The organism is Rossellomorea aquimaris TF-12 (genome assembly GCF_001648555.1).
Classification (GTDB): domain Bacteria; phylum Bacillota; class Bacilli; order Bacillales; family Bacillaceae_B; genus Rossellomorea; species Rossellomorea aquimaris.
Window position 1 is genome coordinate 192,633 of record NZ_LQXM01000028.1, and the last position, 13,704, is coordinate 206,336.

At 36.7% G+C, this 13,704-nt stretch carries 20 protein-coding genes; 6 read left to right on the forward strand and 14 right to left on the reverse strand.

Annotated elements, in window-relative coordinates; translation table 11 throughout:
- Positions 1 to 37: 37 nt before the first annotated feature.
- Positions 38 to 664 carry a LysE family transporter gene (locus IQI_RS12340; RefSeq protein WP_064092951.1) on the reverse strand — a complete coding sequence of 209 codons (627 nt, stop codon included), beginning with the start codon at positions 662 to 664 and terminating at the stop codon, positions 38 to 40.
- A gap of 97 nt (positions 665 to 761) precedes the next feature.
- On the opposite strand from IQI_RS12340, the gene IQI_RS12345 reads away from it, so the two are divergent.
- The 3 genes from IQI_RS12345 to IQI_RS20640 all read left to right on the forward strand — a co-directional run bounded on the left by IQI_RS12345 (position 762) and on the right by IQI_RS20640 (position 2,225).
- On the forward strand, positions 762 to 1,094 hold the full coding sequence (locus IQI_RS12345; protein WP_064092952.1) for a hypothetical protein: 333 nt from the start codon (positions 762 to 764) through the stop codon (positions 1,092 to 1,094).
- A 202-nt stretch (positions 1,095 to 1,296) separates the two neighbouring features.
- Complete coding sequence (locus IQI_RS12350; protein ID WP_064092953.1) at positions 1,297 to 1,851, forward strand: CBO0543 family protein; 555 nt, start codon at positions 1,297 to 1,299, stop codon at positions 1,849 to 1,851.
- Between the two features lie 221 nt (positions 1,852 to 2,072).
- Positions 2,073 to 2,225, forward strand: coding sequence for a hypothetical protein (locus tag IQI_RS20640; protein ID WP_156509893.1), 153 nt, complete (start codon positions 2,073 to 2,075; stop codon positions 2,223 to 2,225).
- Between the two features lie 45 nt (positions 2,226 to 2,270).
- On the opposite strand, the gene IQI_RS12355 is transcribed toward IQI_RS20640, so the two are convergent.
- Positions 2,271 to 2,540, reverse strand: coding sequence for a helix-turn-helix domain-containing protein (locus IQI_RS12355; protein ID WP_064092954.1), 270 nt, complete (start codon positions 2,538 to 2,540; stop codon positions 2,271 to 2,273).
- Between the two features lie 158 nt (positions 2,541 to 2,698).
- Between IQI_RS12355 and IQI_RS20885 the strand changes: the two genes are divergently transcribed.
- Together IQI_RS20885 and IQI_RS12360 are read left to right on the forward strand one after the other, a co-directional pair.
- Positions 2,699 to 2,851, forward strand: coding sequence for a hypothetical protein (locus tag IQI_RS20885; RefSeq protein WP_197489749.1), 153 nt, complete (start codon positions 2,699 to 2,701; stop codon positions 2,849 to 2,851).
- A 129-nt stretch (positions 2,852 to 2,980) separates the two neighbouring features.
- Positions 2,981 to 4,426 (forward strand): MDR family MFS transporter, encoded by a 1,446-nt coding sequence (locus IQI_RS12360; RefSeq protein WP_064092955.1) that lies wholly within the window; start codon positions 2,981 to 2,983, stop codon positions 4,424 to 4,426.
- Between the two features lie 123 nt (positions 4,427 to 4,549).
- Here IQI_RS12360 and IQI_RS21055 read toward each other — a convergent pair whose 3' ends face one another.
- Positions 4,550 to 4,642, reverse strand: coding sequence for a putative holin-like toxin (locus IQI_RS21055; protein WP_231893417.1), 93 nt, complete (start codon positions 4,640 to 4,642; stop codon positions 4,550 to 4,552).
- Positions 4,643 to 4,723: 81 nt separating this feature from the next.
- Between IQI_RS21055 and IQI_RS12365 the strand changes: the two genes are divergently transcribed.
- Positions 4,724 to 5,218, forward strand: coding sequence for a L,D-transpeptidase family protein (locus IQI_RS12365; protein ID WP_064092956.1), 495 nt, complete (start codon positions 4,724 to 4,726; stop codon positions 5,216 to 5,218).
- 11 nt (positions 5,219 to 5,229) lie between these two features.
- Here IQI_RS12365 and IQI_RS12370 read toward each other — a convergent pair whose 3' ends face one another.
- From IQI_RS12370 to IQI_RS12420, 11 genes are all read right to left on the reverse strand, one after another.
- Complete coding sequence (locus IQI_RS12370; protein ID WP_064092957.1) at positions 5,230 to 5,781, reverse strand: 2'-5' RNA ligase family protein; 552 nt, start codon at positions 5,779 to 5,781, stop codon at positions 5,230 to 5,232.
- Positions 5,782 to 5,951: 170 nt separating this feature from the next.
- A complete protein-coding gene (locus IQI_RS12375) occupies positions 5,952 to 6,632 on the reverse strand; it encodes a hypothetical protein (RefSeq protein ID WP_156509894.1) in 681 nt (226 codons plus the stop codon).
- A gap of 79 nt (positions 6,633 to 6,711) precedes the next feature.
- Complete coding sequence (locus IQI_RS12380) at positions 6,712 to 7,806, reverse strand: DUF58 domain-containing protein (RefSeq protein WP_082892691.1); 1,095 nt, start codon at positions 7,804 to 7,806, stop codon at positions 6,712 to 6,714.
- Positions 7,803 to 8,726 (reverse strand): AAA family ATPase, encoded by a 924-nt coding sequence (locus tag IQI_RS12385; protein WP_064092960.1) that lies wholly within the window; start codon positions 8,724 to 8,726, stop codon positions 7,803 to 7,805. Before IQI_RS12385 ends, IQI_RS12380 begins: the two co-directional genes overlap by 4 nt.
- Before the next feature lie 237 nt (positions 8,727 to 8,963).
- On the reverse strand, positions 8,964 to 9,452 hold the full coding sequence (locus IQI_RS12390) for a hypothetical protein (RefSeq protein ID WP_064092961.1): 489 nt from the start codon (positions 9,450 to 9,452) through the stop codon (positions 8,964 to 8,966).
- Positions 9,449 to 9,826 carry a hypothetical protein gene (locus tag IQI_RS12395; protein WP_064092962.1) on the reverse strand — a complete coding sequence of 126 codons (378 nt, stop codon included), beginning with the start codon at positions 9,824 to 9,826 and terminating at the stop codon, positions 9,449 to 9,451. The genes IQI_RS12390 and IQI_RS12395 overlap by 4 nt, the downstream gene beginning before the upstream one ends.
- Positions 9,827 to 9,968: 142 nt before the next feature.
- Positions 9,969 to 10,325: a membrane lipoprotein lipid attachment site-containing protein gene (locus tag IQI_RS12400; protein ID WP_064092963.1), complete on the reverse strand. Its 357-nt coding sequence runs from the start codon at positions 10,323 to 10,325 to the stop codon at positions 9,969 to 9,971.
- A gap of 312 nt (positions 10,326 to 10,637) precedes the next feature.
- A complete protein-coding gene (locus IQI_RS12405) occupies positions 10,638 to 11,636 on the reverse strand; it encodes a hypothetical protein (protein WP_064092964.1) in 999 nt (332 codons plus the stop codon).
- Positions 11,620 to 12,174, reverse strand: coding sequence for a sigma-70 family RNA polymerase sigma factor (locus tag IQI_RS12410; protein WP_064093177.1), 555 nt, complete (start codon positions 12,172 to 12,174; stop codon positions 11,620 to 11,622). The genes IQI_RS12405 and IQI_RS12410 overlap by 17 nt, the downstream gene beginning before the upstream one ends.
- Positions 12,175 to 12,276: 102 nt before the next feature.
- Positions 12,277 to 12,816, reverse strand: a complete 540-nt coding sequence (locus IQI_RS12415) for a GNAT family N-acetyltransferase (RefSeq protein ID WP_064093178.1) — start codon at positions 12,814 to 12,816, stop codon at positions 12,277 to 12,279.
- 334 nt (positions 12,817 to 13,150) lie between these two features.
- Entirely contained in the window at positions 13,151 to 13,597 is a 447-nt protein-coding gene (locus IQI_RS12420) for an NUDIX domain-containing protein (RefSeq protein WP_064092965.1), read from the reverse strand.
- Positions 13,598 to 13,704: the final 107 nt, after the last annotated feature.

Sequence of the window (13,704 nt, forward strand, 5' to 3'; positions counted from 1 at the left end):
TATAAGATCTGTGCTCTTATGAATGAGTAATATTAAGCTAAATGATTAATAAAAATGCCTGCACTCCAAAATATAGTCCAAACCCGATCAAAACCACCCCAGAAATGATGGAAACCCATATAAGAAAATGAGGCTTTAGCCATTTTTTTGCCCCAGCTGATACACCAGCCATCGTTACATCCCAAAGACTGATTCCAATAAATATTCCCGCGCTGTATATGAGAACTTCTAGGGATTCATAGGATTGAGAAGTTTGAGCTAATATCGAGCCATAAATACCAATCCAAAACAATATGCTAAGTGGATTTGAAATGGCCATAAGAAAGCCAGTCCGAAAGGCTTTCCCTTTAGTCTCATTAGGGGTAATGAATGGACCACTTTTTATATCTTTTGACTGAACAATGCTTTCGACACCAGTATAGATTAATACCACAAAGCCCAGTAACCACAACAGAATTTGGATCACTGGCTTATCTAAAAATTGAGCCAAGCCGAAATAAATCATCAGCATAAAGACTCCATCCGCTACCATTCCTCCTATGCCCACTAACCATGCATGTAAAAAACCAAAACGTATTCCTTTATCCAGCTGGGCAGCATTAATGGGGCCCATAGGAGCAGATAAAGAAAGTCCTAATAATATGTAACTGAAAAAGATACTCATGATAACCCCTTTCGATAATGAGACCTATCAATTTATACATGTTTTTAGACAAGCTTGAATATCATTCATATAGGTACTTAGAGTAAGGAGGAGAAAGATGAAACGACTTGTTCTGTTCTTGATATGTGTCATAATGTTAAGCGCTTGTGGGATTAAGGAATCTGTATCCCAAGAACTGTGCGTTTACGGTTCTATGATGAAGGTGAATGGAAAAGATTATGTTCATTTACCTGTAAAAAAGAAAGTAATTATCGGTTCTGAAATTGGGCTTATTACAGAAAAAATTGGAGAAAACTATCATCCAGTGGAAGATTTCACATCAAATATTCTAGAAGCAGGAACAAGTATATACAGTGTAAAGGATTCCGGGGAATATGTGATAGCTAAAACAGATGATGATCGCTATTTATTATTCCAAGAATTAAACTGACGGATGGGCTGATTACCCTACTGGGGTAATCAGCCTTTTTGTTATGTGCAATCAAAAAAGATCCCTCGACCAAATATCAATGGATATAGTCATGATTCACCTCACCAGCATATACTAGTACCCTGCTATAATATTCTTGAATAAATAACACAAAAAGTGCCCACTATAAACACTGTCTACTTAATGAGATGGAGTGATTTAGTTGAAGAGCCATCATCCAACTTGGGAAATGATTTCAAAAACAAGAGCAGATTATAGGGAGTACTATTGGGAATATTGGAAGCATAATGACTTATTTTCATTTGGCTGGTGGCTTCTTTTGGCCATAAATCTTTTATTCATATATATGGCTGTAAAAATACTGGATAGAAGCCGATTGTTCGAATTATTAACAGTTGCGGGAATCATCATTTCCTTTAGTACGATGTTAGACACGATCCTTATACAATATGGTTTAACTTCTTATCCAACTAGCTTAACACCTCTAACCCCATCCTTTTTCGTATCAACATATATCATTCTACCTGTGATATATATGCTGTTATATCAGCTTTTCTCCAGCTGGAAGTCATATCTAGTTGCAAATATCATTACATGTATTTTTTTAGCCTTTATTATAGAAAAATTATTGCGTTTGTTACATATTTATCAATATATTCATTGGAATTCATTTTACTCATTTTTAGCTTATTTTGGAATAGGGCTATTTTCAAAAATAATCATGAATATACTATGCAATAAACAATTGCGTTCCTAGCAGTATCTTCTTTTAAATACTTTAAATAACCTTGATGCAAATGCCTTTTAGGTGTAAAGTACTTTCATCTACAAATAATGCCTAAATGAATATTTTTTGCTCTTAACGGATGAATCAAGTAGAAATATACTGAATTTGTTAGAAATTAGCAGATAGAATGAGATTTCACCATGGAGCGGGTTGTAGTAAAATATACCTAACATTTGTTTTGGAGGTAGAAAATGAGGCTTCAACCAGGTGATAAAGTCCTGTATGAAGAAGAGGAATACAGTGTGTTTTGGATTTATGAGAGTGGTTTTATTGAAATCACTCAAGATGACATCAATTATAAACTGGTGAAATGTTCAGAGGTAACGCAGTTTCGAACATATTAACTTAACAGACGGTTCCTTATATTAGGAGCCTAATGTTAAACCTCATTAATCTAATAATTTAGTTAGTGCAACGATATTGATCCCAAGAGCATCAAGTATCTTTTTACAAGTGATATCCGTCACCCCTCCTTTTCCTCTTTCAATCCTTTTAATTGTTTGCGTACATAAATTGGCACGACTGGCTAAGTCTTCTTGTGTTAATAAGGATTTCACACGGAAGATATAAATGATTTTGCCTATATCCATTTTTCCAGAATAAGATATATGACTGAATTGATTACAAAAAGCAGTACAAAATTTGGTCATATCCTCCATAAAATTCAGCTCCCTTGCGTTCCTGTTTATCATTATTAACTAAATATAATGATAATCCCTTAAGGTTTCAAGCCTAAATTGGATATATCAGTATAATTTCTTACAGATAAGAATACTTTTTCACAGATAACAAACCCTACTTACTGGAGGTGTTTCAGTTGGAAAAGGAAACAACATCAAATAAAACTGGTCAAAAGTTCGATTCCATGAATTCTATGGATCAAGGGATAAACCTTATTTCCCAAATCGTTAATAACATGACTGGACTTGATAAAGGAAATGATGGCAAAGAGAATAACAAGGAAGAATAAATGGAACGCCTTTTGAGGCGTTTATTTTTTATTGTGACTCTCCCAAAAAAACAGTGAATTATACTTGTGGTATGGCTTCGAATGATGGATTATAGAAAAGTGAGATTATCATACATTTTGGAGGACTACATGGAATCACAAATAAATTCAAAAGCGATATTGATTACCTTTATGATCGGAGCATTCTTTGCCATATTAAACGAAACGTTATTAAACATTGCTTTAACAGAGCTTATGGCTGTTTTTAATGTGGATGCTCCCACTGTTCAATGGCTTGCCACAGGTTTTATGCTGGTGATGGGTGTTCTAATGCCTATTTCCGCTTTACTTATTCAGTGGTTTACGACTAGACAAATGTTTATCGGTGTTATGACCGTCTTTTTACTCGGGACCATTATTGCTGCCTGTGCCGTGAATTTCCCCATGCTGTTAACGGGAAGAATGATTCAGGCTATCGGTACAGGTTTGTTAATTCCAGTCATTATGAACGCCTTGCTATTGATCTATCGCCCGGAAGTCAGAGGGAAAATCATGGGGACCTTTGGACTCGTCATCATGTTTGCTCCTGCTATAGGGCCGACATTATCAGGTGTCATTGTTGATTTTTTAGGCTGGCGATGGCTATTCATCACGGTTATTCCTTTCGCCGTATTTTCTATTCTTTTTGCCCTAAAGTACTTACAAAATGTTGGAGAGGTGACTCGACCAAGCGTGGATGTTTTCTCCATCATCCTTTCTACCATCGGAATTGGTGGAATTGTATATGGATTTAGCTCCGCAGGTGAAGACCCTGAAGGATTTATGAGCATCAAGATCATTTTGATTATCTCCATAAGCATCATTAGTATCGTGCTTTTCACAGTACGACAATTGAAGTTAGAGGAACCATTACTAGACGTTCGAGTGTTTCAATATAAAAGCTATTTGCGAGGGGTAAGTATTTTCGTCATAGTGATTATGGCCATGTTTGCTTCAGAAATTGTTATGCCAATGTATTTACAAGGACCACTTGGTTATTCAGCCAAAGTCGCTGGATTATTACTTTTACCTGGTGCTTTATTAAATGGTCTTATGTCACCTACTATGGGTGCTTTATTTGACAAGTATGGACCAAGAAAGCTCATTATTCCTGGTACCGTTACCTTAGTTGGAGTCATGATCTTCTTTAGCAACATTAATCCTTCCACTCCTATTTGGTTGTTTGTATTTGCGTATATTGTGTTGATGCTATCCATTTCAGCTATATTAATGCCTGCACAAACGAATGCTTTAAATGAATTACCAAAGAAACTGTATCCTCACGGGACAGCCATTGCCAACACATTACAACCCGTTGCAGGGGCATTAGGGGTTTCTGTATTTGTCAGCATCATGACACAAAGTCGAATGCAATTTTTAGAGGAACAAACAGTGCCGACAACGGAAAAACTAATGAGTGAAGCGATGACCCTAGGCGTCCATCATGCTTATTGGTTTGCCTTAGGGTTAACAGGAGTGGCTTTCATCATTTCATTATTTATTCGAAAAGCCATTGCTCCTGATTTTGAGTCAAATGAAGATGCCTCACAAAATTAGTTTCAGTTCGTAAAGAGAGCCTCGTTACAATGTAACGAGGCTCTTTTTAATTACACCATTGAACACTAATAAGAATATAGTTAAAAAGAAAGAAACAAAAAAAGAACACGCGCCTGAGCGTGTTTAAGAATTTTTATCTTTGTTGTTACTGTTTAGAATAGCGATGACAAACATACCAAAGCTCAGCATTAGAGTCAGGACTTCAAATGTCTCCATTGATAAATCGCCTCCTTACTCTAAAGCCTTCCCGTAACTAAGTTTGTCCTATACAAAAGGATTAAAATGGAGGTGCACCCTTTGATTCATACGGTCAAAACAGGAGAAACACTGACTCAGATAGCTAAAGATTATCGCAAGCCTTTAAACGTCATTTTGAATGCGAATCCCTCCATCAATCCTGACATCATTTATCCAGGTCAGTCCATTGTGATACCAGGGATCCCATCGGCAGGTACAATTCCTTTTCAAATTGAAGTGTCAGTCAACAATCGATGGCTACTATTATACAAAAACGGTATAAAACAAAAGCAATATCCCATTGCTGTTGGCAGAATCCTAAACGAGACACCGATTGGAAATTTCATCATCATTAATAAAGCCCCCAATCCTGGAGGGCCTTTTGGTACGATGTGGATGAGTTTATCAAAACAACACTATGGGATTCATGGAACGAATAATCCCAGCTCGATTGGAAAAGCCGTCTCAAAGGGATGCATTCGAATGTACAATAAAGATGTGGAGGAATTAGCAAGGACGGTTCCAATAGGGACATCAGTTTTCATTCGTCCATAAATAATTACCCTTTATTCTTTTAATTGTTTTGAATAGATAACAGGGGCCTCCACACACTCTTCCGTTTCTTCAACCAGTTCGATCAGGGCGACTTCTTTTATCTGCCCTTTAATCGTATCACCTCTTTTTAAGCAATACTCGAATCCCTCGGATAATTTTTCAGGGGGCAATTTATTAGCTAAAGTACAATGGGGAATCCATTGATCAGGTAAATATAGCGAGTTCGCAGTAGCCTTAAACTGCTGGAACGATTTATGATGATCACTATGGAAATCAAGTAATTCTCTTGTGATGGTTGGGGAGAAAAAGAGTGTCCCATAATTTAAAAACGAACCTATCGTGTTAAATGTAAGAGGGATGGAGGTTTTTTGTTCATAGAAGCTCTCCAGTTGTTTGATATATTCGTCTTTGTCTAATTCAGTATAGCTTCCTAATGTAATATGCGGTCTCGCATCGTTGATTTCTTCTTCATAGTATGAAATCTTCTCTTCACTAAGCTCTTTCCAAATCTGTTTGATCTTTTGTTCCGTCTCTTCATCAAATAGAGCGATGACCCAATACATGGTTAAACCACCTTTCAACTCTTTATCTCTTTCGTACAATTATTTCAAAGAGTTTGGATTAACTCAATGTTTACGATCGCTTTTCTTTATATACGTTCTTGAGAGATTCATAAAAACAAGATATCCATTACCTTCTTAGTGCTTAATTATCCCTCCTTTTTAACACTATTTCACTTCCATTTTAATAATTTTCTCAAATAGACTATTTCTTGATGAGTACACTCCTTCTCTCCATAGCGAACTTTTTCATAGATTGGAATAATATCAGAAGGTCCATTTATTCTTTTGAACCATTCTTGGATAGTTTCTTGTGGTTTTTTCTTCTTTATATTAGTTAAACCTTTCTCCCATTCAATTAATAGTTTTCGAATTTGATGAATATCGCGAGTTGGAGTTGGCATAGAAACATCCCCTAGATTGTCTGGGACTTCATCTTTTTTGTAGGAATTCATTTCAGAAACAAAGCTTTCTTCGTTCATTCTTTGTTTCTTTCTTTTTTTATAACGTTTATACAAATAGAGAGAACTAATGAGAATAAGAAATGGAAGAATAACCTTTGCCGTCTTCTTTAATGTTTCAATAAATTCATTACTACCATTTATTATCTCTTCTCCCCATTTTAAAACGATCACTCTATTTCCCTTCCGATCAGGATCTGGTTCCTCATCTAATTCCGTCCACTTGGAAACATACTTAATAATTGTGAGACCACCAACTGACTCTTCCTCTTCTTCATAGGTATACTGTGCTTTTACTTTTTCAGCTACCATCAAAGATGTACTCCCTAAAAAATAACTAATACTTGAAAGCAGGACGATGAATAGAAAACTATATACTATTTTTTTGTGCACTGTAAATCCCCCCCAATACTTTTAAGTATGGATAAGCTCGGCAAGATAGTTGATTAGAACGGGTGCCAACCAAAGCAGCTTATTGTTTAATATGCAGAAGCTGATCACGTCTATTAGGAACTGGTGGCGTACCAATAATCAACCCTAGTGATTTACTATCCTTCTTCCGTAGTGAATATTGAAAAAAACGTTCTGTTGAAAAAAACACTCCATTTGTATGAATCATGGCCAGAGTACCGATAATCTTTTTCACCTGGGAGCGATCTAAATCATTTTCTAACTTTAAAATGCCATTTTGTTCTGTTGAGTAATTTACCCATAACTCAACCTTACAGCCTTCCTTAATGAGGTAAAGACAAACTGAAACTGCGTATTCAATGAGCTCCTCCATGTCCTTTCGAAGATGGAACTGTCCCGCCCCTACTATATTCAGGAAGATCGAATAAACATCCCCATGAACCTTCTGGTATTTCTTTGCGAGTAGCTTGTTTTCTTTTGCCGTCGCTAACCAATGGATATGCCGAAAGCTTTCATTCTCGTAGTCTTTCGTTCCAATAATGCTTGCTTCGTCCATATATAAAGAAGAGTTGGTCTGTTTGTACCCTTGAAGCAATGATTTTAATTTTAAATCATTTAATTTTAAAATACGTGGAATTACCTTGAATTGTGGTAAATCATCGAATTCCAGGCGAAAAGATTGAAGAATGAGAGGATCTCTCACCAGAAATTCAAAATTAGACCACTGGTGGTTCCCCCTACTCTTCCCTTTCATCATCACAACAATGGTTTTTTGTGATTTTGCAGGAAGATCCATCACCATCGAGAGAATACTACTTTCCCTCTCATTATCAATAAATACCAGTTCTTTATCGCTTCTGCTTTCGATGTTGAGTTTAAGATGATACAAGGGCAGAGCTGAATCGTTCGTCACTTCAATATAGCACTTGAATGTCTCATCAATACTTGATGAATCCTGATATTTTTTGATACTCCAAGAAACCTTATCGTGCTGATACTTTAAATAAACGAAAGACAGAATAGCCAGAGATAAAATCATAGCAAACAAAAATACGAGTACGGATGAGCCTGACAAACTACTGATGATGAAGAGGACGACCACCAGTACCAAGACCACCGGTAAGAGGATAAAGGGTGTTTCTTTATGAACCCTCATACAGTTTCAACAGGCACAGAAGTGCTGTGGAGTATTTCTTCGATGATCGTTTCTTTCGATGTTTTCACTTCACCTTCTACATTTAAAGAAATTCGATGGGCAAGTAAAGGCAATGCCAGCTCTTTTACATCTTCAGGGGTGCAGAAGTCTCGTCCATATAGAAATGCCCTTGATTGAATGGCCCTCATATAAGCAATAGACCCTCTTGGACTTACGCCTATCTCTACATATTTGTGCTTTCTCGTTTCCTGAATAATGTTCATTAAGTAGTCTTCAATTTCCTCTGAGAGGGTTATCCCCTTAACTTTTTCTTTAAGCTCGATAATATCTAAATTAGAAATCACAGTTTCAATGGTTTCCATTGGATTAGATGAACGGAATCTTCTTAGCATGGTTTTCTCTTTTTCAGGTGATGGATAGCCTTGTTTAATTGTCAAAAGGAAACGGTCCAGTTGAGCATCTGGTAAGGGAAAGGTTCCAATGGAGTCAAACGGGTTTTGGGTCGCAATGACACAGAACGGCTTTGGCAGTGGGTGGGTTACCCCCCCTAATGTCACCGTCTTCTCTTCCATTAACTCTAAAAGAGCAGATTGAGTCCTAGGAACAGCGCGATTGATTTCATCAATGAGAAGAACATTATTAAAGACAGGTCCCTTCCGCACTTTAAAATCACTCGTTTTCACATCAAAATATTCCTGTCCAACTATATCAGATGGCAGCGTGTCAGGCGTGAATTGCAATCGGTTAAACGTACCATCAATACTTCTTGCAAAACACTTTGCCATTGTCGTCTTTCCCGTACCTGGTACATCCTCCAATAGAACATGACCGTCACTTAACAGAGCAATAATCATCAATTCGATTTCTTTTTCTTTATCTATCATCACTTTTGATATGTTTTCTTTTATGTGTTCTAGCATTTCTTCACTCCTCAGCTTGTATATGTAATAATATGGTAACATTTTCGGTGGACTCGCGGTACTTTAAAACTGAAAATTGCAATAATTTCGACTGGATTTATAAGAAGTTCTTTTGTTACGAGGAGAAAGGGGTAGTTGATGGAAGAAAAACAAGAGAAGTTATAGTGATGGCTCTTTCCCCAAAATCGCCATACAAAAAAGCTCCTTTTTTCTAAAAAAAGAGCTTTTCCAATCATACTATTTAAAAATAATTGAAATCATTTCATCTGTGGTCATTCCACTTTCAATTTCGAACGTACCAGGTCTTAAATCGTTCTCAAGTCCTCGCTTCTCTACTTCTTTATAAAAATCTATTCCGCTCTCAATAATGTTCCCTCTTTCAAGAGCAGTACCAACATCAATACTCGTCATTCCTGAGGAAACGGTAAGTATGGTTCGGTAAACGATGTTTTCATCAGACTTCTTCTCTGGTTTCTTTTCAGTTTTTTCTGCTGATTTCGCATTATTAGTGAGATAATTCTTCCATTCATCTTTTGTATGTATGACAAAGCCTTTAGATGCCAGCTGATCAATCATTTCGTCTTCTGAAAGCTTGGCGGAATTGACTGTTTTTGTCGTCTTTTCCGTACTCTTCGCTTCCGAAGGACCAAAGATATATACTGCACTAATTAATGTTGTTGCCACTAATAGGCCGATGGCAAAAATGCGTAAGGAATTAGGTGTCATTGCGCTACCATTCCCCTTTCAGCCCTTCTTGTCATGTAAGGAGCAAGCATATGCTCTACCTCAATTGGTGTAATCTGTTTTTTTGATGCAATACTTTCTAATGAATACCCGCGTTTGTGCAGATCAAGAATATCCCGCAGCAAAACACGATCTTCTGAAGCAGCTGGTAATACTCCTGACTGGTGTGCTGTAATTTCTGCATCTAATTCAATGTTTCGCACCTGCTTCTCCAGTTCGTGAACTTCATTCATTACGGCAATGGAAACATGTTCAATTTGTTGCTCAAGTTGTGATTTTGAATGCGTCGTTTTAATAAACGATAAAATGAGCAGCACAACTGCCGAACCAAACAAAATGGCTAAAACCCATCCCATCATGTGATCCCCCTTATATGAATCTTTTTTATCAAAGTAAATTATACCTCGACTACCAAGGGAATTCGATTTAAAACGACAAAATACCACAAAAGTCCTGTGTTCCTAACAGAAAATCCCCTATATGTTTGTTACAAATGTTCTAGTCCCTAACACGATATACTTTGTTTTGAACGAGAATTAATTTTTCGGTGGGCATACCCTTTATTGAATAGATTTTACTTCCCTTTCCTGCAAATGTAGCTTCCCCATTTTTGAGTTGATACTTTGGATTTTTTTCCTGTTTACTTCCCACCAAGCTAAATGCGATCACTCCTACTTCTTTATCGGCTTCTCTATATTCTTTTTGTCTACTTTTCACTTCATCAAAAGAATAAATATCATTATTCCATTTCACAACATCTGACCATTCAACTTCCACTTGAGGTTCAGGAGAAGAAATGGAGCAGCCCGTTAAAAACAGGACGATGGCAAACGTTAGGTAAATAATTTTTTTCAAGAGAATGCTCCTTTATAGGGGATTAATTTCCTCATTTTCACTGGAATTACTGTGTCGTTTATATAAAAAGTACACTTTATTAGCTAAATTGCTTGGTAAATAGACAAAACTAGTCCTTAAAATAAAATATATTTTCAACTTTCAAACTTTTATTTTTAACTTTTCAAACTTTATTTTCAACTTTTCGACTTTTATTTTCAACTTTTAAAATCCACGCAAAGATACTATCAACTTCCAATATTTACTACCAACTATTCTTGTTTATTATCAACAAAATTCTTTAAGATCAACTTGCCACTCTCTTCCTTCAACTCATTCCTCTATGTCATAAACCAACACATCAAATAATTCACCATCAGCATAAAGAAGGATGGCCCATTCTCCTTGCATTGGAATTTTAACACTGGATACTGCATGGGCATCTGCTCCGTTATGCTCTCCCGCGAGATCGATTGTCCAGCCATTGTTTAGAACAGGATGAACAGTTCCTGTTTCTCTATGGTATCCGACTACCGTTAATTCCTTAGCATCAGTACCCCAAAGATGCCACATCCACTTTTGATTGGTTAGACTTGGCATATCTGCACCGATTACGCCTGATTTATTTTTATTTCCAATGATATTGTGACCGAATGCTGTTGCTTTACGATCCCAATTAATTTGTTCATAATCGCTCTCCTGAACGAATTCAGGAAGATTGTCTTCAGGCTTTTCACTAACGGAGACGATGACATCGCCGTACACTTTTCCATTCAGGAGAACTTCATATTTCCACAGGCCACTGTAAGGTACTAGGAATGTTGTCGTGAATCGTTGCAAGCTTACATAACCAGGGGACGGGGCTGTTATTTTTTGCGGAGGAGATACTAACATTCGTTCGCCGGTCTTCTTATTGTAAGCATTAATAGAAAGTTCTTTTCCCTCATAAGTTTCAAAGGGCTCCCTGAAGCTGAAGAGATAGCCGAATGGTTTACCGGCTGTCAGTTGAGGATCTGGATATACGTTAAATAGTATTTGATTGTTTTCCCTATATTCATGTCGCACTTCCCATTGATCAACTGTTGATTCATCCGTATTTCCATTTGAAGTTCCAGGTGGTATCATAACTTCAGTCGATATCAATAAGATGAATATTGACACCGCTGCAATGATTAGTGAGAATATCAAATATTTATTAGGTCTGTCTCTCCTAAAACTCGCTTCTGTCCGAGTCGCTCTTCTAATATTATTTTTTTGAATTTCCGTGAAGTGATGGCCTTTGTGAGTCGTAGAGTTCATCGCTCTCCGCAGGTTTTTAAGCTTGTTCTCCACTGTACTCACCCCTTTCCATCATATTCTTTAGCTTATTTCTTCCTCTATTTAATCTGGTTTTAATCGTATTGAGATTCATGTTAAGAATTCCACCGATCTCTTCCATCGATAACTCTTCATAGTAATAAAGGATAATAACTTCCCTGTACTTTACAGGCAGGGCAAGAACACATTTAGACAGAAACTCTTCCTCGGTACGCTTCACCATGGACCTTTCAGGGGACAAGTCTTGTGACGTGAAAAGATTGAAGAGAGAAGAGTTCATAACCATTTTCCGAAAAGAAGAACTTTTCAATACATCCTTTGATCGATTAATGGTTATTCGAAAGATCCAGGACTTGAAAGAAATAATCTTATCTATGTTTTCATATTGTTTATAACAAGTGATAAAAACCTCTTGAACAATATCCTCGGCCATCTTCCAATCCTTCACATAGTTGAAAGCCACTTTTGTCAGTCGTTCCCCATATTCATCCATGATTGTCTCAAGCCATTCGTCCATACCTTCGAGAGTTGCATTATCTCTAATTCCCCTCAACCTCTTCTCCCCCCAATCCCCTTTAATGCTAAGACGAATAAGTTTTGTATTGGTTTCATTTTTTTTAGTAAAAGAGGGAACTCCCAATTTGATGGAATCCCCTTATAACCTTCCCATTAAAATAGTATTATAGTAATTTCCGTCAGAAAGTAATTTATCTTGTTTTAAAATACCTTCCACTTCAAATCCACATCCTTCATAAAGCTCTATTGCTTTACGATTCGTTTCAAGTACTTTCAGCGTTATTTTCTTTATTTCATTTCCATCTGCCCAAGACACTGATTCGTTTAATAAAGTCCTGCCTATTCCGTATCCCCAAAATTCTTTTAATACACATACACCAAACTCAACCTTATGAGCGCTTCTTTTCAATTTATTCCCTTCACACCTTGCAAAACCTACAATTCTACTACCTACTTCAGCTACTATAAACAGGTTCGTCATACTATCTGTATCATTTTCAATGACCTGCTTAAAACCTGATTCATCTATGTAATTCTCACCTTTTTCCCGATCTAAATTCTCTGTTTCTCCGTCAACCTGCAATCTCACTTGCGACAATGCTTTCGCATCATTTTTATCGGCGGATCTCACTATATACCGTACATTACGAACATTAAATTCTTTTGATTTTATTTTCATTTTTATTCTCCCTATGTCTTGTCTGTTGTACTGCCCAAATATGACGGGGAGAAGCAGTTTAGACTCTAATTCCTGTAAACTGATCCATTTCAATTCGTGGTCGTCGGTTACAGGATGATATAAAATACCTCTTAGGATTCCTATGAAACTGCCCACCTCTATGCCGTATCCCGTCTCTTCCATTATCCCCTGGTTGAGGCACATTGCATGATTTTCATTACTCTCTATTCCCCCATCTGTAAAAAATGATGTACTCTTCTGATTCGCACAGTCAAAATTCCCTCTTTGGTTTCATTGAAATTACAGCATCAACACTTTTTCACCTTATCAATGATTAAATAAAATCTAGTATTCTAATATCAACACAATCAATATATCCAATCTCTTCCTCTAAATCCCAAAGCCTAATTTCAGACGTCTCTTCGTTTTCTTTAAATGGTTGAAGTTCTTCAACTTCTGTAAAATAAACAGGATTAAATTTTATTTCTCCGTTTATTATTTTTTTAGATTTCATTAAACCTTTATATTCTAATTCAGATATCACTTGCCCTGTTTCTTCATAAAGCTCTCTAATGGCACATTCCTTAGGAGTCTCCTCCCCTTCTCTGCGCCCTGCTGGCAATTCCCATTGTTTTCGCCATACGTTGTAGCACATCAGATACTTTCCTTTACATTTTATGACTGCAAAGGAGCCGGCTACTGGTTGATATGTAACAATTTCTTTTTCTTTTGTATAAATAAAATCCAAAAACTCTAACCCATTATTTTTACATTCATTCAAGGTATTTCTCCCCCTAAAACTGAGTAAGTTTACCTATTCGATACACTTCTTATAGAACCCTTTATTTCCCAACAGCAGAAAAAAGAATAATAATGATTTTTTATTTA